General features: G+C 39.0%; 17 protein-coding genes, 4 tRNA genes and 1 pseudogene. 20 read left to right on the forward strand and 2 right to left on the reverse strand.

All coding sequences use genetic code 11. The annotated features are described in order from the left end of the window. Nucleotides 1-241: 241 nt before the first annotated feature. Nucleotides 242-709, forward strand: coding sequence for a hypothetical protein (locus AC1M9D_RS12830; RefSeq protein ID WP_481612332.1), 468 nt, complete (start codon nucleotides 242-244; stop codon nucleotides 707-709). A gap of 217 nt (nucleotides 710-926) precedes the next feature. Here AC1M9D_RS12830 and AC1M9D_RS12835 read toward each other — a convergent pair whose 3' ends face one another. Together AC1M9D_RS12835 and argH are read right to left on the reverse strand one after the other, a co-directional pair. Then, the gene (locus tag AC1M9D_RS12835) at nucleotides 927-1196 is read right to left on the reverse strand and encodes an oxidative damage protection protein (protein WP_035267550.1); all 270 of its coding nucleotides are present in this window, start codon (nucleotides 1194-1196) and stop codon (nucleotides 927-929) included. Nucleotides 1197-1224: 28 nt separating this feature from the next. Beyond that, nucleotides 1225-2655: an argininosuccinate lyase gene (gene argH, locus AC1M9D_RS12840; protein ID WP_051586571.1), complete on the reverse strand. Its 1431-nt coding sequence runs from the start codon at nucleotides 2653-2655 to the stop codon at nucleotides 1225-1227. On the opposite strand from argH, the gene AC1M9D_RS12845 reads away from it, so the two are divergent. The 19 genes and pseudogenes from AC1M9D_RS12845 to AC1M9D_RS12935 form a co-directional block, all read left to right on the forward strand. Next, nucleotides 2646-3800, forward strand: coding sequence for a sensor histidine kinase (locus AC1M9D_RS12845; RefSeq protein ID WP_035267548.1), 1155 nt, complete (start codon nucleotides 2646-2648; stop codon nucleotides 3798-3800). The two genes, argH and AC1M9D_RS12845, sit on opposite strands and share 10 nt — an antisense overlap. A gap of 52 nt (nucleotides 3801-3852) precedes the next feature. Further along, nucleotides 3853-4590 carry a LytR/AlgR family response regulator transcription factor gene (locus AC1M9D_RS12850; RefSeq protein ID WP_092766460.1) on the forward strand — a complete coding sequence of 246 codons (738 nt, stop codon included), beginning with the start codon at nucleotides 3853-3855 and terminating at the stop codon, nucleotides 4588-4590. Nucleotides 4591-4685: 95 nt separating this feature from the next. Beyond that, nucleotides 4686-5606 carry a hydroxymethylbilane synthase gene (hemC, locus tag AC1M9D_RS12855; protein ID WP_481590203.1) on the forward strand — a complete coding sequence of 307 codons (921 nt, stop codon included), beginning with the start codon at nucleotides 4686-4688 and terminating at the stop codon, nucleotides 5604-5606. 9 nt (nucleotides 5607-5615) lie between these two features. Then, nucleotides 5616-6398 (forward strand): uroporphyrinogen-III synthase, encoded by a 783-nt coding sequence (locus tag AC1M9D_RS12860; protein WP_481612333.1) that lies wholly within the window; start codon nucleotides 5616-5618, stop codon nucleotides 6396-6398. Then, nucleotides 6395-7234 (forward strand): hypothetical protein, encoded by an 840-nt coding sequence (locus AC1M9D_RS12865; protein WP_481612334.1) that lies wholly within the window; start codon nucleotides 6395-6397, stop codon nucleotides 7232-7234. The genes AC1M9D_RS12860 and AC1M9D_RS12865 overlap by 4 nt, the downstream gene beginning before the upstream one ends. A 2-nt stretch (nucleotides 7235-7236) precedes the next feature. Then, nucleotides 7237-8430, forward strand: coding sequence for a heme biosynthesis protein HemY (locus AC1M9D_RS12870; RefSeq protein ID WP_481612335.1), 1194 nt, complete (start codon nucleotides 7237-7239; stop codon nucleotides 8428-8430). Nucleotides 8431-8439: 9 nt separating this feature from the next. Beyond that, nucleotides 8440-8856: an acyl-CoA thioesterase gene (locus AC1M9D_RS12875; protein WP_481612336.1), complete on the forward strand. Its 417-nt coding sequence runs from the start codon at nucleotides 8440-8442 to the stop codon at nucleotides 8854-8856. Between the two features lie 126 nt (nucleotides 8857-8982). Then, nucleotides 8983-9306: an H-NS histone family protein gene (locus AC1M9D_RS12880; protein WP_035267603.1), complete on the forward strand. Its 324-nt coding sequence runs from the start codon at nucleotides 8983-8985 to the stop codon at nucleotides 9304-9306. A gap of 166 nt (nucleotides 9307-9472) precedes the next feature. Beyond that, the gene (gene gspN, locus AC1M9D_RS12885) at nucleotides 9473-10216 is read left to right on the forward strand and encodes a type II secretion system protein N (protein ID WP_180028789.1); all 744 of its coding nucleotides are present in this window, start codon (nucleotides 9473-9475) and stop codon (nucleotides 10214-10216) included. Beyond that, a complete protein-coding gene (locus AC1M9D_RS12890; RefSeq protein WP_481612337.1) occupies nucleotides 10216-11052 on the forward strand; it encodes a type II secretion system protein N in 837 nt (278 codons plus the stop codon). Before gspN ends, AC1M9D_RS12890 begins: the two co-directional genes overlap by 1 nt. A 42-nt stretch (nucleotides 11053-11094) precedes the next feature. Then, complete coding sequence (gspD, locus tag AC1M9D_RS12895; protein ID WP_481612338.1) at nucleotides 11095-13482, forward strand: type II secretion system secretin GspD; 2388 nt, start codon at nucleotides 11095-11097, stop codon at nucleotides 13480-13482. Between the two features lie 69 nt (nucleotides 13483-13551). Then, the gene (locus tag AC1M9D_RS12900; protein ID WP_092766454.1) at nucleotides 13552-14226 is read left to right on the forward strand and encodes an FHA domain-containing protein; all 675 of its coding nucleotides are present in this window, start codon (nucleotides 13552-13554) and stop codon (nucleotides 14224-14226) included. 58 nt (nucleotides 14227-14284) lie between these two features. Then, nucleotides 14285-14956 (forward strand): HAD-IA family hydrolase, encoded by a 672-nt coding sequence (locus tag AC1M9D_RS12905; protein ID WP_035270445.1) that lies wholly within the window; start codon nucleotides 14285-14287, stop codon nucleotides 14954-14956. A 117-nt stretch (nucleotides 14957-15073) separates the two neighbouring features. Next, complete coding sequence (trpE, locus tag AC1M9D_RS12910; protein ID WP_481612339.1) at nucleotides 15074-16567, forward strand: anthranilate synthase component I; 1494 nt, start codon at nucleotides 15074-15076, stop codon at nucleotides 16565-16567. A gap of 98 nt (nucleotides 16568-16665) precedes the next feature. Next, nucleotides 16666-16741: transfer RNA gene (locus AC1M9D_RS12915), tRNA-Thr, on the forward strand. A 53-nt stretch (nucleotides 16742-16794) separates the two neighbouring features. Then, nucleotides 16795-16878: transfer RNA gene (locus tag AC1M9D_RS12920), tRNA-Tyr, on the forward strand. Between the two features lie 34 nt (nucleotides 16879-16912). After that, nucleotides 16913-16988: transfer RNA gene (locus AC1M9D_RS12925), tRNA-Gly, on the forward strand. Between the two features lie 14 nt (nucleotides 16989-17002). Beyond that, a tRNA-Thr gene (locus tag AC1M9D_RS12930) sits at nucleotides 17003-17077 on the forward strand. 150 nt (nucleotides 17078-17227) lie between these two features. Continuing rightward, nucleotides 17228-17307, forward strand: a pseudogene (locus AC1M9D_RS12935) (hypothetical protein); the annotation flags it as partial.

Raw genomic sequence — 17307 nt, forward strand, 5'->3', positions numbered from 1 at the left:
TTGTACGGTAGATTTTAGAGGCAGGCTTATTCATTTTGAAATTATATTGCTGAATAAGCTTTTGATGCTAGGTTTGTGCAACAAAGCCGATAGGAAGATAAATATCAATAAAAAAGATTTGTCTGTGACGTGAGTCTAACAATTCTTGTTAAGTAAATGATATTTAAGATAAATGGTAGTTGTGTTTGGCTGAAATGTTTTTAAAGATGGCTTTTATTACGTTCAGTGAGAGCGATGGGGAATGAGACAATTTAAGCAAGTTTTGTGGGGAATCTGTGCTTGGGGTCTTTCGAGTTTGAGTTGGGCGGCACATCCTAACAATGGGCATTTTAAATTACTGCCAGATGATCAGTTAAGTTTGGTCAATGCTTTAGGTATTGAGGAATCTCAAATTCGTGAAATTACATCTTTTAAATCTCAGGATTTAAACCATTTAGAAAATTTCGTGAGTGATAGAAAAAGGATTCATTATACAAAGGATGAAGAGCAACCTTTTAAAGCGCTTATGGACTTAACATCTATGAACTCTTTACAATTCAATGGACAGGTTTTGGAGCAGCGGTTTGATCTTCAAAATCGGCAGATTTACATTAAATTTGGCCCAATTCGTGTTGACCGAATGGAGATGCAGTTAAATATGGATAGAGTTTACCAATTAGGTCATATTTTAAATCCACCACAAGCACTTCTTTCGTCAGCTAAATTTTGACTCCATTGATATTTATTTGATGTCCCATAAAAAAAGAACCTCTATTACGGAGATTCTTTTGGGATTAAAGCCTGTGCACACCTTCTGTGTTTTTCTTGCCTAATTTTTAAAGTAACGCATAAAAAAGAATCCCCAAAGATGGGGATTCTTTTTAGATTAAAGCCTACGCGGACTTCGTCCTTATCTTACGTAAAAAGAAAAGCAGTGCTTTCTTTTTTTACTCAGGCTTTAGGCCTTCAGCTTTTTCTAAAGTTTCATCATTGTTGAAGAACTTTTCACGTTGTTCTTCAAGAAATTTTTTTGCATCAGCTTCAAAGACATTTAAACGTTTTTCATTGATTAAAGTAGTTTGATGCTTTAACCATTCGCCCCATGCTTGCTTAGAAACACTATCAAATAGTTCCTGACCTTTAGGACCAGGGAATGGTGCAAAATCCAAACCTTCCATTTCTTTTTGATACTTACGGCAAAATACTTGGCGAGACATATCAATACTCCAAAAATATAATCAGAAATTAAGCGTAAAGAGCTTCTAAACGCGCATGAGCACGCTCAATTGCTGCTTCAACTTGAGCAGGTGCTGTTCCACCGATGTGGTTACGTGCATTGACAGAAGCTTCTAAAGTTAATGCTTTTTCAAAGACGTCAGCTTGAATTAAATCAGAGAATTGTTGAAGTTGTTCAAGCGTAAGTTCTGATAAATCCTTACCTTCTTGTACGCCAAGCGCAACTGCTTTACCGACGATTTCATGTGCATCGCGGAATGCAACACCATTTTTCACTAAGTAATCAGCAAGGTCGGTTGCTGTTGAGAAACCACGCAGCGCAGCTTCGCGCATTTCAGGAATATTTGGAACAAGCGCAGGAATCATGTCTGCGAAAGCCATTAAAGAGCCACGAACCGTATCAATAGCATCAAATAATGGTTCTTTATCTTCTTGGTTGTCTTTGTTATATGCCAAAGGTTGACCTTTCATGAGGGTTAGTAGACTCATTAAGTCACCATATACACGGCCTGTTTTACCACGAACAAGTTCAGGTACATCAGGATTTTTCTTCTGAGGCATGATTGAAGAGCCTGTGCAGAAGCGGTCAGGAATATTCACAAACTTGAATTGTGCAGATGTCCAAAGAATTAATTCTTCAGACATACGAGATAAGTGCATCATGATGAGTGATGCCGCAGCATTAAACTCAATACCAAAATCACGATCAGATACAGCATCTAATGAGTTTTCTGCAACTGCTTCAAACCCTAAAAGTTCTGCTGTATAAGCACGATCGATTGGATAAGTGGTACCTGCAAGCGCAGCAGAACCTAAAGGCATACGATTCACGCGTTTACGGCAGTCAATCAAACGTTCTGAGTCACGTACCAGCATTTCAAACCATGCCATTAAATGATGTCCAAACGTCACAGGCTGTGCAGTTTGAAGATGTGTAAAGCCCGGCATGATTGTATTAGTATTTTTAGCAGCCAAGCCTAGAATGCCTTTTTGTAGTTTGTGTAATAACCCTAAGATGGCATCAATTTCATCACGTACATACAAACGAATATCCGTTGCTACTTGGTCATTACGGCTACGACCTGTATGTAATTTCTTACCTGTAATCCCAATGCGTTGTGTTAATCGAGATTCAATGTTCATGTGAACATCTTCTAAATCAATACGCCATTCGAAGTTGCCAGCTTCAATATCCGCTTTAATTGCGGTTAAGCCTGCGATGATGTCATCACGCTCTTGTTCAGTGAGTACACCGACTTTTGCCAACATCGTTGCATGTGCGATTGAACCTGCAATATCTTGTTTATAAAAGCGTTGGTCAAATTGGACAGATGCTGTAAATTCAGCGACAAAGGCATCAGTTGCTTCGGAAAAACGACCGCCCCACATACCTGAAGTTTGGGCTTGTGACGGATTAGAGGAATTAGAAGATGTGGTCATGTCGGCTCAGTAAAAGAAAAAGCAGTAATTTTGCATCCAGTATAACAAATTCAAATCAAGATGCCGAAGTCTTGCCTATGGATAATTCTTCAAAAGATAAACAAGAATTTATCGACGCCAATTTCTTTGTACGTATTGGGCAATGGCAATATTTTGCAGAGCTGTTTATTGCCAGTATTTTTTTGGCGTTGTTGCTGTGCCTAGCAGAGTCACAGTCTTGGTCAAATTTACAGACATCACAGGTGATCAAGTATGTGCTTTATATCAATTGGGTGGTATTGGTCTTTATCGCCGTAATTGATTTATTTAGGGAGTTTTGGCAAAAATTAACAACTTTGCAGTCTGCGATTTATACATTTGTACTATTAGAACTCATTATCCTGTTCACTACTTGTAGTTTGAATTTCCTGTTTTTTTGGGGGAGTAACTTTTCTTTACAAAAATTTTCATGGTTACTTTTATTTGATCATGTGATTTTACATATGAGCTATGGTGTATTGTTGATCACTTTTTGTTTACGATATATCTATGTTCGTGGTGAGTGGTTAAAGCAGCAACAAGGAGAATTGAATGCTCGAATTCAAGCCATGCAAGCAAGAATACATCCACACTTTCTTTTTAATAGTTTAAATAGTGTGGTGAGTCTGATTGGGAGTGATCCAGATAAAGCTGAGCAAATGCTGATCGATCTTTCAAGGTTGTTTAGAGCAAGCTTTCAAGAGCTTAAAATTGTCACATTAAAAGAAGAAATCCAATTGTGTGAACATTATTTGGCGGTTGAAAAGCTAAGGTTGGGTTCGAGATTAAATGTGGAATGGAATATCTTACAACCAGAGCAGTTGGGCCAAGCAAGTATCCCTTTTTTAACTTTACAGCCTTTAATTGAGAATAGTATCTTTCATGGGGTAGAGAAAAAGTTAATTGATGCAAAGATTGTCATATTGGTTGAAATATTACAAAATCAAGTCACTATAGTCATTACTAACCCTTATATAGCCGATAAAATGGCCAATAGGGAGGGGAATGGTATTGCGATAGAAAACGTGAAACAGCGTTTGAAAGCACACTATGGGTATACGGTACAGTTTAGGAGTCATGCAGGTAATGGAATTTACACGACTGTAGTCCAGTACCAATATAAATAAAATCAAGTTAATACATTAAAATAAGCAACGTTAACTTGAGCAAGGAGGAACAATGGACATCCTAATTTGTGATGATGAACCACTCGCGGTTGAGCGCTTATCTCGCTTGGTTACTCAATTGGGGCATCAAGTTGTTGCAACTGCGCACCATGGAAAAGAAGCTTTGACCTTAGTTCAACAATATGAGCCTGATGTAATTTTACTTGACATCCAAATGCCTGAAATGGATGGTTTGACATGCGCTCAGCATCTTTCACAGCTAAACCCAATGCCTGCTATTGTTTTTTGCACGGCCTATGATGAGCATGCTTTGACTGCTATTCAGGCACAAGCGAAAGGCTATTTATTAAAGCCGATTATCAAATCAGAATTAGAAAATACACTGAATAATTTAACTAAACTTACTCAAGCTCAAATGTCAAATATAGAACAAAAAGAAAATATGGAAGAAAAACATCAGCGTCAGCAAATCGCTGCGAAAACGTATCGTGGTCTTGAACTCATTCCTATCGAAAATGTTTACTATTTTCTGGCTGATCAGAAATACGTAACAGTACGACACAAAAACGGCAGTGTCTTGATTGATGAGACCTTAAAAGATTTAGAACGTGAGTTTTCAAATAAATTTATACGAATTCATCGAAATGCGCTGATTGCATTGGATTATTTGGATGGATTGGAGTTGGTTGCTTCAGGCCAGTATCAAGTTCGTTGTCGTGAACTTGAAGAGAAATTGGCGGTCAGTCGCCGTCACTTACCTTTGCTTAGAGAAAGAATGCAAAATATTTAGTTGCCTAAAATTATAATGATTGCCGAACAATTTACTTGCAATTTTGGGACAGCAGGGTAAGTTTAGGATGTCTAAAGTTTGGCAGCATTAAAATGATCAAAACCTTAAAAATTGCAACTCGTCAAAGTCCATTGGCTTTATGGCAGGCGGAGCATATTCGTGAGCGACTTGAGACCCTACATGCTGGTCTAAAAGTTGAGTTGGTGACGTTTGTGACCCAAGGCGATAAAATTTTAGACACCCCTTTAGCCAAGATTGGTGGAAAAGGTTTATTTGTTAAAGAGCTTGAGGCAGCATTACTTGATGGTCGTGCAGATCTGGCTGTCCATTCCATGAAAGATGTGCCGATGGCGCTCCCAGAAGGATTAAGTCTTGCTGTGATTTGCGAGCGAGAAGATCCTTTAGATGCTTTTGTTTCGAATACTTATAGCAAGTTTGAAGATTTGCCCCTTGGTGCCAAAGTGGGAACCTCAAGTTTGCGTCGTAAATGTCAAATTTTAAAAGCCCGTCCAGATCTTGAGATTATAGATTTACGTGGAAATGTAGGCACACGACTATCTAAGCTTGATGATGGGCTTTACGATGCCATCATTCTGGCAAGTGCAGGCTTAAAACGTTTAGGTTTAGCAGAGCGTATTCGACACACGCTGGATGCACAGACGAGTTTACCCGCAGTTGGCCAAGGTGCATTAGGTCTTGAGTGTCGAGGTGACGATGCACGCGTATTAGAGTTGATTCGACCTTTATTACATGCAGAAACAGATGCGTGTGTTCGTGCAGAACGTGCATTTAATACTTATCTAGAAGGTGGATGTCAGGTACCGATTGCGGGATATGCGACTTTAAATGATCAACAGATTCAATTAGAGGGGCGCGTAGGCAGTGTGGATGGTCAAACATTATTGGTTGCTAAAGTAGAAGGTCCAGTTGAACAAGCTGAAACGTTGGGTGTTTCACTTGCAAAAGCTTTGATTGACCAAGGTGCTGCTGATTTATTAAAAGCACTGTATAAATAAAACAATGAAATGAAGTTTATCAATACTCGACCTGCAGATCGTGCTAAGCCTCTCAATGAGGCACTGGTACGTGCAGGATATGAGCCTATCGAGTTATCTGTACTAGAGTTGGCTGCTGTTCATTGGAGTGATGAACTTGATCAGCTCTTTCAGCAATTAATTTCAGCACAAGTGATTGTGGTCGTCAGTCCAACAGCCGTTGAAGTTGGCATGCAGTTTCTCGAAAAATCGGGACTTAAATTGACCGATTTAAATCATATCAAATGGATTGCAGTTGGCCGGAAAACAGCTGAAGCTCTAAGTCGATATGGTGTTAAAAGTTTAGTTCCAGATGTTGAAACATCTGAAGGAATGTTAAGTCTTTCGGTTTTAACACAAAATGCTGATCTCAAACGTATTGCGTTTTGGCGGGGAGAAGGTGGCCGTCAGTTCATGATGCAGCAGTGTCGTACTGCTAAAATTGAAGTACTTAATTTTGTTTTATACTCCCGCTACTGCCCAAGTGATGCTCAAGATAAATTTAAACATCTACTTGAAGCATTCAATGCAAATCCACAACCTTATGCTGTATTGATTAGTAGTGAAGCCAGTTGGAAAAATTGGCTGAGTTTATGCAAAAATTATCCTGTATTTATGCAACACGGTCATTACTTGGTTTTAGCGAATCGGTTATATCAGATCGTGTGTATGTATCAACAGACCTCAAATACTAAATTTCAAATCACTCAAATTGCGGACTTAATGCCAGATACGATTTTGTCGCAGCTTGAAAGTGAACATAGGCACTCATGAAGAAAATTTTATATCTATTCATTTTAGGCTTAATCATTTGGTTGATTAAACTCAGCTATGATCATTTTTCATTACAAGAAAAAGTTGAGTTGCTACAACAAACTCAACATAAATCAGAGCAATTAGTGGCAAGTTTGAATGATCAGTTGGTAGCAATTCAGCGCTCAAATCAGCAGGTTTCGTCTCAATCCAATCCACCTCAGCAAAACAATAATCAACAAGAAATTCAATCTGAAATCAATCCAATCAAACTCTTAAGTCAAAAATTAGAGCTAATTCAATTTGCCTTAGATCAACATGAGTTTGTATATGCACTTGAGCAACTCAATCAACTGGATCAACTGGTTGAGCGCTTGGCTTTGGCAGATACATTGCAGGTTTCAATGCATCGAGCTGTTGAGCATGATCAAAAAATGATTCAACAATATGTTGTGGCAAAAAATATTCAAATTGCTCAGTTAGGTGACTTGCTTGAAAATATTGATGCAAATTTGAAAAATGAACAACAAGTACAGCAACTCAAGAGTGATAACTCTTCGCAATCCTCATGGTTTGAGCGTGTATTCAAAGTTGAACGCGTTGATGAACAGATGCCGGTATTACTTAATCGAAGATTAGTTTTAAAAGAAGTTCAATTGAGAGTGTTATTTGCTCAAAGAGCACTACAACAAGGACAATACATTGATTATCAAAATGCACTGACCTCAATTATCGATGAACTGGATCAACTGCCTGATGCTGCGGCAATCAAAATAAAAAATAAAGTGAAACATCTCAAACAAGCACAACTTTTACCTGTCCCTAAATTGAACAGTAAAGCAATTTTAGAGGGCTAATCATGAAACATATTTTTATAGTTTATGCATTAGTTGGTTTAATGATATTAGCCGTGTTAAGTGTGCTGAGTTATCAAGAAGGGCCAGGTTATATTTACATGCTTTGGCACGGTATTCAGATTCAAACGAACCTCTGGTTTGTTTCATTTTTTCTTCTATTCGTTGCTTTATCTCTTCATCTTTTATGGTTTTGGGTTGGAAAGATGAGATCACGAGAGCAGCGTAAAATTCAACAGGTGACAGACTTTTCAAGGCTTCATACGTATGAAAAATTAGGAGTTTTGTGGGTTTTGGAGGCCAACACAAAACAGCGAGAATATTTACAACCTGTGTTTGAGAACTCAGGATTACTCAGAGAGGTTATTCAATCTCGTATATGGTTGAAGCAAGATCGTATTGATGATGCGTTGAGTGTTTTACAACAAAGTCCTGCAGATGCTTTTGAATTGGCTGAACTCCAGCGTATTGAAATTTATTTAGCTCAAGAGCTTCCAGATCAGGCTTTAACCCATTTAGAGTTTTTACATGGTCATATGCTGTCACCTTGGTTAAAAGATCTTGAAGATGCTTATCAGCATAAGTTGAATCATCTATGGGGTAGATTTGCGATTCAATATCCATGGCATTATTTAAAATCCACGCAATATGGCCATTTAGATTTGGAACATAAAAAGAAATGGCTTTTAAAGCTACTCAATGATTTTGACAACGCTTCAAATACAGATTTAGAGCTTATTCAAATTCGGTATGCTCAAATGAGTGATCAAATTGTATCGTCTTCATATGGTATTAAATCGTTATGGTTAAAACTTATTTCTCGCATTCCTGAGATGGCTTTTGATGAAACTCAACTTTCTTTGTCTTTATTAGAAGAACGGTTCGATCAGGATATTTTTTATTTATGGTTTCAACAACAATTGTTAAAACAAAATCCTGATTATGAAATGCTTGAAAACCAGATTGATCATTTTGAAATGAAATATCCTGGATTACCGATTTTGAGTTTTTCTAAATGGCATATTTATACTGCGACTCATCGTGAACAGGATGCTGAGGCATTATTGCAATTATATCCTGATCACCCTTTAATGAACTATTTAAGAATTAAATCTGTATTAAAAGGCGATGCTGTATTAACTCAGCAATTGAACAGTGTCTTTGAGACCCATAATAAATTTATTCAATTTAAGTTATGAGAATGATGAATGAAACAAATGAATGAGTACAAAGTCATTACCCATCAAAAAGTCGCTTGGGGTGATATGGATGCTTTTGGACATGTCAATAATGTGATTTATTATCGCTATATTGAAACTGCTCGAATAGAGTATTTGAATCAATTAGAAATCTTAGCGTTAGATATTAATACTGTTGTGGCTTCAAATAATTGTAAATATCTTAAACCAGTGTTTTATCCTGATTATTTACGCATTGGAACTAAAGTGGTTGAATTGCGTAACTCTGCCTTCAGGATGGAATATAGAGTTTGGAGTGAACAACAGAATGAAATTGTGGCAATTGCTGAGGCCGTTATAGTTTGTGTGGATAAAAATACAATGCAAAAGGTTTTGATTCCAGAGCATATTAGAGAAAAAATAATAGAAATAGACTCGGTTAATTAATGTATTAAATTATTTGTTTTATTTATGTATATTAAATAACATGATGGATTGATTAAAATAATTTATAACAATAAGATGACGCTTTATAAATCTAATAATGATATTGAATTTTTTGGAGTAAATGTTATGCCTGATATTAGTAATTTATCTGTTGAAGAGTTAAGAAAGTTAACTGCTGAAGCCCAAGCTTTGATCGAGTCTAAGAAAGATCAGGAAATTGAAGATGCTTATCATCAGATTACTCAAATTGCTGAATCAGTGGGTATGTCTTTAGAGCAATTCATTGAATATGGTGCACAAAAGCGTAAGAAAAGCACGCGTAAATCTGTAGAGCCTCGTTATCGTAATAAAAATAATACTGCGGAGACTTGGACAGGGCGTGGAAAGAAGCCACGTTGGTTGGTTGCAGAGCTTGAAAAAGGTGCCAAATTAGAAGATTTTCTTATCTAATTTCACTGATTTGTCATGTAATGACACTAATATTAAAAAAACCAAGCAAATCTGCTTGGTTTTTTTATAAGTGAATTGGAGAAGTGTAAAAATTATGCATAATACCAAGATAGAAAATTTTCAAACATTTTGCGGTTAATTAGACTTAGATGTTGGTATACATGGAATGATAAAAAAATCAAAAAAAATGGTGTGGTTAAGCGTCGCTATCTTCGCTTTTTTATTATTTGTTTTTTTACAAGTTCCAGCATCGTGGCTCATAGCTAAATTTTATAAAAATAATCAAATTTTAAAAAATGTCAGTGGCAATATCTGGCAAGGTCAAGCAGATTGGCAAAAAGGAAATCTCGCAGGTTCTGTCATCTGGCAAACACGTCCTTTCGATCTGATTTTATTAAGGGCTGGTGCCAACTTAGAAATACATAGTGGTCAGACTCAACTCAATGGTGTAGTGGGTTATGGGCTTGGGAAAAAAATAATTATCAAAAATATGAGTGGAAATATTGCTCCTGAAACACTTAAAACATTTGTGGATTGGCAATGGCCTCAGAATAGTATTCAGCTGAAGGATGTAGCATTTCAATTCAAACAAAACGATGGTTTTGCAAAAACCGACGGAGAGATGCAATGGGGTGGTGGTACGCTAACTTATACATTTGCCCAAAAACAAGAACGAATGAATATGCCATCCTTAAAAGGGCAATTTTCAGACGAAGCTGGAAAACTGCTCATTGATGTACAAGATCAGCGCGGGCAAAAAATGGCCAACCTTAGTTTAGATCCTGCATTAATGTTGGATGCACAGGTGACCCAAAGATTATTAATGAATGTGCCTTCATACGATGGTAAAGCTGGTTTGGATACCTTTGTTGTCAGTACGAGACAGCCACTGCTGAGTGGAGGTTTCTAATGAAAGGATTCCAAGATAAGTTTTCACAAATTTCATTAAAAGATTTAGATCGAATTGCTCCACTTACTTTATTTATTCTGATTTTAATCATGATGTGGAAGCTCGCTTCATTATTTTGGTTGGTGGTTGCACCACCGCAAGTCATGCAAGTTGAGCAAGTCGCATTAGGTTCGCAGCAACTTCCTGTTCCGAATATATCGAGTTTCTCATTGTTTCAAGAAACAGGTGCGCAAGTAAGTGCTGCTGATGTTAATTTAGCGCTTACGTTGCAAGGGGTTGTGGTTTCGACGCCGAGTAGTCAATCTTCAGCGGTGATTAAAGTTCGAGAGGTTGCTGATCGTTATACCATTGGACAAACTTTGGAAGGAAGTTCTTTTCAGCTTTCAGAAGTATATTGGGATCATGTGGTATTGAAACAGCCGAGTGGTGCGACGACTGAGTTGAGATTTACCGGAATAGAAAATCTTAATCAGCCGCTGGTACCTGATGCACAGCAAAATTCTGCTAACGCAACTTCGAATTCAGGTCAAACGACTACTCAAAATGCCATTGGTCAGGCAATCAATCAAATTCAAGAAAATCGTGAACAATACTTAAGTAATATGGGTGTCAACACTGACAGTGGTCAAGGTTATGAAGTCACGGATCGAACGCCTGCATTTTTGAGAAGCAAACTGGGATTAAGACCTGGTGATCGCGTTTTATCCTTGAATGGGCAATCAGTCGGTCAAGGACAAAGCGATGCACAACTGCTAGAACAGGCTAAACGAGAAGGTAAAGTTCGCATTGAAGTAAAACGAGGTGATCAAGTGATGACCTTCCAACAAGAATTTTAAAATGTGTAAATTTGCATAAAGTATTAGGAAATATAACAAGTTATGGATTTTTTAAATCGAAATCGGTCACTTTGGGCGATGGTCGCAGTAGCACCAGTATTGGCTGTCGCAAGTACCGCTGCGCAAGCGCAAACTTGGAAAATTAACCTGCGTGATGCAGATTTAACTGCATTTATTAATGAAGTGGCAGATATCACGGGAAAAAACTTCGCAGTTGATCCGCGGGTTCGGGGTAATGTGACGGTCATTTCAAATAAGGCTTTAAACAAAGCTGAAGTCTATGATTTGTTCTTGGGTGTGTTAAACGTTAATGGCGTTGTTGCTGTACCTGCGGGTAACACTATCCGCTTAGTCCCTGACAATAATGTAAAAAATTCAGGTGTGCCTTTTGATGCCTCTCGGAACGCACGAGGTGATCAAGTGGTTACTCGTGTCATTTGGCTGGAAAATACTAACCCCAATGATCTAATACCAGCGTTAAGACCGCTCATGCCGCAATTTGCGCATTTGGCGGCGGTACAAGGAACAAATGCGCTTATAGTCTCAGATCGTGCGAATAATATTGCACAGCTTGAAACGATTATTCGTAATTTAGATGGAACGGGACAAAACGATATTGAGGCTATTAGCTTGCAGTCTAGCCAAGCTGAAGAGCTGATAGTTTTGTTGGATTCAATGTCTTCTACGGGGGGTGCCAAAGACATTTCAGGTTCTCGAGTACGTATTATTGCAGATGCACGTACTAATCGGATTTTGATCAAGGGTGATCCAAGTACTCGTAAACGCATTCGTCAAATGATCGAAATGCTTGATGTTCCTTCAGCTGATCGCTTAGGCGGTCTAAAAGTATTTAAGCTTAAGTATGCAAGCGCAAAAAATTTGGCTGAAATTTTACAAGGTTTAGTATCTGGTCAGGCGGTGAATAGTACCAGTAATTCAAATAGTTCAAGCTTCAATTCAAGTGCTAGTAACTCATTAATTAATAATACTTCGAGTAATACGTCTTCAAATGGGAGTGTGAGTACTCCAGCGATTAATTTGAATAGTGGTTCAAATCAAAATCAACAAGATATTACAAGTTTTAATAGTAATGGCGTGAGTATTATTGCTGATGGTGCACAAAATGCATTAGTGGTAAAAGCAGATCCTCAACTCATGCGTGAAATTGAATCTGCTATTCATCAACTTGACGTGCGTCGTCAACAAATTCTCATTGAGGCTGCTATTGTTGAAGTTGAAGGAAATGACGTAGATCAATTGGGTGTTCAGTGGGCACTAGGTGACATCAGTAGCGGTATTGGTGTAATCAATTTTGATAAAGCGGGTGTAGGGCTGAGTCAATTGGCTTCTGGATTCCTTGGTAATGTAGCTACGGGTGCTGGTTTGATTGGAGCTGGTGCTTCATTGGCCTTAGGTGAATATAAAGAAGGTGCGAATGGATCGCGTAAACTGTATGGCGCACTGATTCAGGCGTTAAAGACCAATACTAAGTCGAACTTATTGTCTACACCATCGATTGTCACCATGGATAACGAGGAAGCTTATATCGTTGTGGGTGAGAATGTCCCATTCCAGACAGGATCTGTGACAACAACAGGTGGAACAGCAAACCCTTATACTTCAATTGAGCGTAAAGATGTTGGTGTTACATTAAAGGTCATTCCGCAAATTGGTGAAGGTGGAACAGTTCGTCTTGCTGTAGAACAAGAAGTATCCTCAGTGAAGCCAGATAGTGGTGAGGCGAAAGACTTGGTGACCACTAAGCGTGCCATAAAAACCTCGATTTTGGCTGAAAATGGTCAAACAATTGTACTGGGTGGTCTGATTTCAGATGATACTAAGTTAACGCGTCAAGGCGTCCCAGGTTTAAGCTCGATTCCTGGTTTGGGTAGACTGTTTAGAGCAGATGCAAAGAATAATGTGAAACGAAACCTACTCGTTTTTATTCATCCAACAATCGTAGGAGATACGGCTGATATTCGTAGATTGTCACAGCAACGTTATGACCGTTTATACAGTTTGCAGTTAGCGCTAGATGGTGATGGAACATTTAAGAAGCTACCGGATAATGTTGATGATATCTTCCAACAGCGGTTGCCTGTATCAAGTACTCCTCAACCCGTTAAGCCTATCGTAGTGCCATCAACGCCTCAAGCAGTAGAGCCACAGGTACAGCGTTATACTGCTCCGACAGCACAGTCTAAGCCAGTAGGGCGTGTGATTGAACGTCCAAATGTCATCGTGACTCAGGATCCTGTGGTGAAATCAACGCGAGTGCTGCCAAAGCCTGTGATTTACAATCAAGTTGCCACAACAAATACAAACAATGCCCAAGTCGTGGTGGAAACCCCTGTCGCGATTGAGCCAAAACAAGATGTGCAAAGAACACAAAATACGGTCACAACCACGACATTGAGACCATCTCGATAACATGCGTTCAATGTGAATCTCGAAAACAGCCATGTTAAAATGTCAAAACTTGAATAATGGATCGAAACTATGACTTGGAAATTACAAACAATTACTGGCGAATTTGCGGGTAAAGAAGTTGATATCGATCGAGACATGTTGGTGGGTCGTCATCAAGATGCAGATATTTTGATTCAGTCTGCAGATGTATCACGCCGTCATGCTGCTTTGTTTCTAAAAGAGCAGGTGCTCACTGTTCAAGACTTAGGTTCGTCAAATGGCACGTTTATTAACGATACAAAAGTTGCTGAAGGCGAAACTATTGTTAAAGATGGCGATATTCTGCAATTTGCTAGCCATAAATTTTCAGTTTTAGCACCTGCGCAATCTGCACAAACATTACAAGATGTTCAGCAGCCTAGCGAAGCAATCGCAACAGCTGAAATTTCTTCAAAGGTTGCAGTAGAGAAGACAGCAGCAGCTGAAATGCTTGAGCAGGGTATGCCTGATCTGAAAGAGCGAGATAGCTCAGTTCAGCTTACTCGAGATGGTATGCCTCAAAATGTAGGAATTCCTAAACCAGCGCCAATTCCTGAGGGGGTTGATGTTAATACAACTGTCAATAAGCATGAAGCGTGTGAGGTAAATATTCCTGCAGCTTGTACGGAAAAAGAGTTGGAAACTCAAAAAAATGCCAATATTGGCTTAATGGCATTATTGGTGTTAGTAATTGTGGCACTGGTTGCCTGGTTTATTTTCAACTAAGTTGCATGTGATTTTTTAAGGCATGCTTTCGCATGCCTTTTTTGTTAGGTTTAAAATAATGAATATTGCGAATTTGGAACAGCGTGACTTAATTCTTTTTGATCTGGATGGAACTTTGGTTGATTCGGCATTTGATCTATATCGTGCCATGAATATGAGTTTGAATGTATTAGAACTGCCTTTGGTCACAGAATCTCAAGTTCGAAATTGGATTGGCAAAGGGACTTCATTGTTCTGTCAGAGTGTTTTAATGCATCTGACTGGGCGTGTAGAGCCTTCTGAGCATCAACAATTATTGGATACTTTTTTAGAAATTTATAATGCCGAACCGTGCGTGGATACGCGTCCATTTCACGGCATTATCGAATTTTTAGAGTGGGGTCGAGCTCATCAAAAAAAAATGGTGTGTGTCACGAATAAGCCGGAATTACCCGCTAGAAAAATATTGGCTGAATTAAAGATGGATCACTATTTTGTGGATACGGTGGGTGGAGATCGTTTTGAGGTGAGAAAACCAGATCCTAAACCTTTGTTGCATTGTGTTGAGGCCTTTGGAACTGATCTGGACAATACCTTGATGATTGGTGACTCATCGAATGATGTAGAGGCAGCGCGCCGTGCGGGTATTGATTGTATTGTCGTAAGCTATGGTTATAATCATGGTGAAGATATTCAGTTATGTAAGCCGCAACAAGTAGTTGATGATTTAACTGTGTTGATTTCTAAATAAGTTGTAATAAATAAAGAAGGGTAGAGGAATGAATAGTTTTAATGTTTTTCGATGGCGTCTCTCAGCGCAGACCTTATAGTACATTCAATATGCATCGAAAACTACAGAGAATTCCTCATGACAACGTCAACTCAATTTCAACAACTTCAATCACAAGGTTTTAACTTAATTCCAGTTTATCGCCAACGCTTAGCAGATACTGATACTCCATTGTCAGTATTTGCACGTTTAAAACAACATCAACAAGCCTATTTATTTGAGTCTGTAGAAGGTGGTGAAAACTGGGCGCGTTATTCCATTATTGGTCTAGGTGAGTCAACCGTATTCTCTTGTAATGCAGGACAGTTAACAATTCAGAATGCTGACGGTCAAGTCGAATCGTTTGAATGCCAGGATCCTTTCCAGTATATCCGTGACTTTCAATCGCAGTTCAAAGTGCCATCAAAAGCAGAACTTCCAGATTTGCCTAACTTTACAGGGGGCTTGGTGGGCTATCTAGGTTATGACGCGGTACGTTATATTGAACCGCGCTTAAATAACGTTCCTGATGCTGATCCTGTTGGATTGCCAGATTTATGGCTCATGTTGTCTAAAACAGTTGTAGTTTTTGATAATTTAAAAGACACGCTATTTATTATCGTACATGCGGATACACAGGATGCGGATGCTTTTAGTAAAGCACAAAGCCAGCTGGATGAAATTGAATCATTACTTGCCACACCGGTGAGCTTGCAGGCAAAGCCTCACACGGCCCCTCATTTTGAATCATTAACAGGTAAAGAAAAATTCTTAGAATCGATTGAAACTGTTAAAGAGTACATTCGTGCGGGTGATGTGATGCAGGTGGTTCCTGGTCATCGCATGGTATCGGACTTTGATGGTGATCCTTTACAAGTATATCGTGCATTACGTCATCTTAATCCTTCACCATATCTGTTTTTAGTACAAGGAAAGACGCTTAGTGATGAAAAGCCATTTTATATTGTGGGCTCATCACCAGAAATTTTATCGCGTTTAGAAAATGGGGTGGCGACTGTGCGCCCATTAGCGGGCACACGACCACGCGGTAAAACCAAAGAAGAAGATTTAGCGCTGGAAAAAGATTTACTTTCCGATGAGAAAGAAATCGCAGAGCACTTAATGTTGATTGATTTGGGTCGCAATGATATTGGGCGTGTATCAAAAATCGGTAAAGTGCAAGTCACTGATCAAATGGTGATCGAGCGTTATTCACATGTCATGCATATTGTTTCTAATGTGCAAGGGGAAGTTGCGGAAGGCGTAGATGCTTTGGATGTTTTTAAAGCAACATTCCCTGCAGGAACACTTTCTGGGGCACCAAAAATTCGTGCTATGGAAATTATTGACGAAGTTGAGCCAGTAAAACGTGGAATTTTTGGCGGTGCTGTTGGTTATTTAGGCTGGCATGGTGAAATGGACATGTCTATCGCAATTAGAACGTGTGTTATTCGCGAAAATAAGGTTTATGTACAGGCTGGTGCGGGTCTTGTTGCAGACTCAAATCCTGATTCTGAGTGGAATGAAACCCAAATAAAAGCTCGCGCAGTGATCAAAGCGGTTGAATTATCATCAAACGGATTGATTTTGTGAGTTTTTAGGGTTTTTTTTGAAAAAAACACTTGCACGGATTTCAAGTTTTGCTAAACTGCACACCGTTCCGATACGAAACGTACGAAACACTAAGAAACGCCGGCATAGCTCAGTTGGTAGAGCAACTGACTTGTAATCAGTAGGTCCACAGTTCGAATCCGTGTGCCGGCACCATCTTAGAGAGTTTAAGTAGTCGAGTAAAGAACAACACTGAAGTAAGTGTAAATGGTGAGATTCCCGAGCGGTCAAAGGGAGCAGACTGTAACTCTGCCGCGTAAGCTTCGAAGGTTCGAATCCTTCTCTCACCACCAATTTTAAAACTTCGATCTAGTGTCTTACCAATATGCGGGAGTAGCTCAGTTGGTAGAGCGGCAGCCTTCCAAGCTGCATGTCGCGAGTTCGACCCTCGTCTCCCGCTCCATCGAAGTATTAAATGCTCTTATAGCTCAGTGGTAGAGCACTCCCTTGGTAAGGGAGAGGTCTCGAGTTCAAATCTCGATAAGAGCTCCAGATATACAGTTTAGTAGAAATTTCTACAAAGTTTTAAAGAAAGCAGGCTTATTAGTCTGCTTTTCAAGTATTTAAAGTGTCAATTTTTTTGGCGACAGGTCGATACTGAACAATCTTAGAATTGTGTTCGACGTAAACGAGGAAGATCTCATGGCTAAGGCTAAGTTTGAACGTAATAAGCCACACGTTAACGTGGGCACAATCGGTCACGTTGACCATGGTAAAACAAC

It is taken from the genome of Acinetobacter sp. ANC_7682 (assembly GCF_056779795.1).

Coding starts and splice junctions, on each gene's coding strand:
- AC1M9D_RS12830 (WP_481612332.1), top strand. CDS start 242: ATGAGACAATTTAAGCAAGTTTTGTGGGGAATCTGTGCTTGGGGTCTT.
- AC1M9D_RS12835 (WP_035267550.1), bottom strand. CDS start 1,196: ATGTCTCGCCAAGTATTTTGCCGTAAGTATCAAAAAGAAATGGAAGGT.
- AC1M9D_RS12845 (WP_035267548.1), top strand. CDS start 2,646: ATGTGGTCATGTCGGCTCAGTAAAAGAAAAAGCAGTAATTTTGCATCC.
- argH (WP_051586571.1), bottom strand. CDS start 2,655: ATGACCACATCTTCTAATTCCTCTAATCCGTCACAAGCCCAAACTTCA.
- AC1M9D_RS12850 (WP_092766460.1), top strand. CDS start 3,853: ATGGACATCCTAATTTGTGATGATGAACCACTCGCGGTTGAGCGCTTA.
- AC1M9D_RS12860 (WP_481612333.1), top strand. CDS start 5,616: ATGAAGTTTATCAATACTCGACCTGCAGATCGTGCTAAGCCTCTCAAT.
- AC1M9D_RS12865 (WP_481612334.1), top strand. CDS start 6,395: ATGAAGAAAATTTTATATCTATTCATTTTAGGCTTAATCATTTGGTTG.
- AC1M9D_RS12870 (WP_481612335.1), top strand. CDS start 7,237: ATGAAACATATTTTTATAGTTTATGCATTAGTTGGTTTAATGATATTA.
- AC1M9D_RS12875 (WP_481612336.1), top strand. CDS start 8,440: ATGAAACAAATGAATGAGTACAAAGTCATTACCCATCAAAAAGTCGCT.
- AC1M9D_RS12880 (WP_035267603.1), top strand. CDS start 8,983: ATGCCTGATATTAGTAATTTATCTGTTGAAGAGTTAAGAAAGTTAACT.
- gspN (WP_180028789.1), top strand. CDS start 9,473: ATGATAAAAAAATCAAAAAAAATGGTGTGGTTAAGCGTCGCTATCTTC.
- AC1M9D_RS12890 (WP_481612337.1), top strand. CDS start 10,216: ATGAAAGGATTCCAAGATAAGTTTTCACAAATTTCATTAAAAGATTTA.
- gspD (WP_481612338.1), top strand. CDS start 11,095: ATGGATTTTTTAAATCGAAATCGGTCACTTTGGGCGATGGTCGCAGTA.
- AC1M9D_RS12900 (WP_092766454.1), top strand. CDS start 13,552: ATGACTTGGAAATTACAAACAATTACTGGCGAATTTGCGGGTAAAGAA.
- AC1M9D_RS12905 (WP_035270445.1), top strand. CDS start 14,285: ATGAATATTGCGAATTTGGAACAGCGTGACTTAATTCTTTTTGATCTG.
- trpE (WP_481612339.1), top strand. CDS start 15,074: ATGACAACGTCAACTCAATTTCAACAACTTCAATCACAAGGTTTTAAC.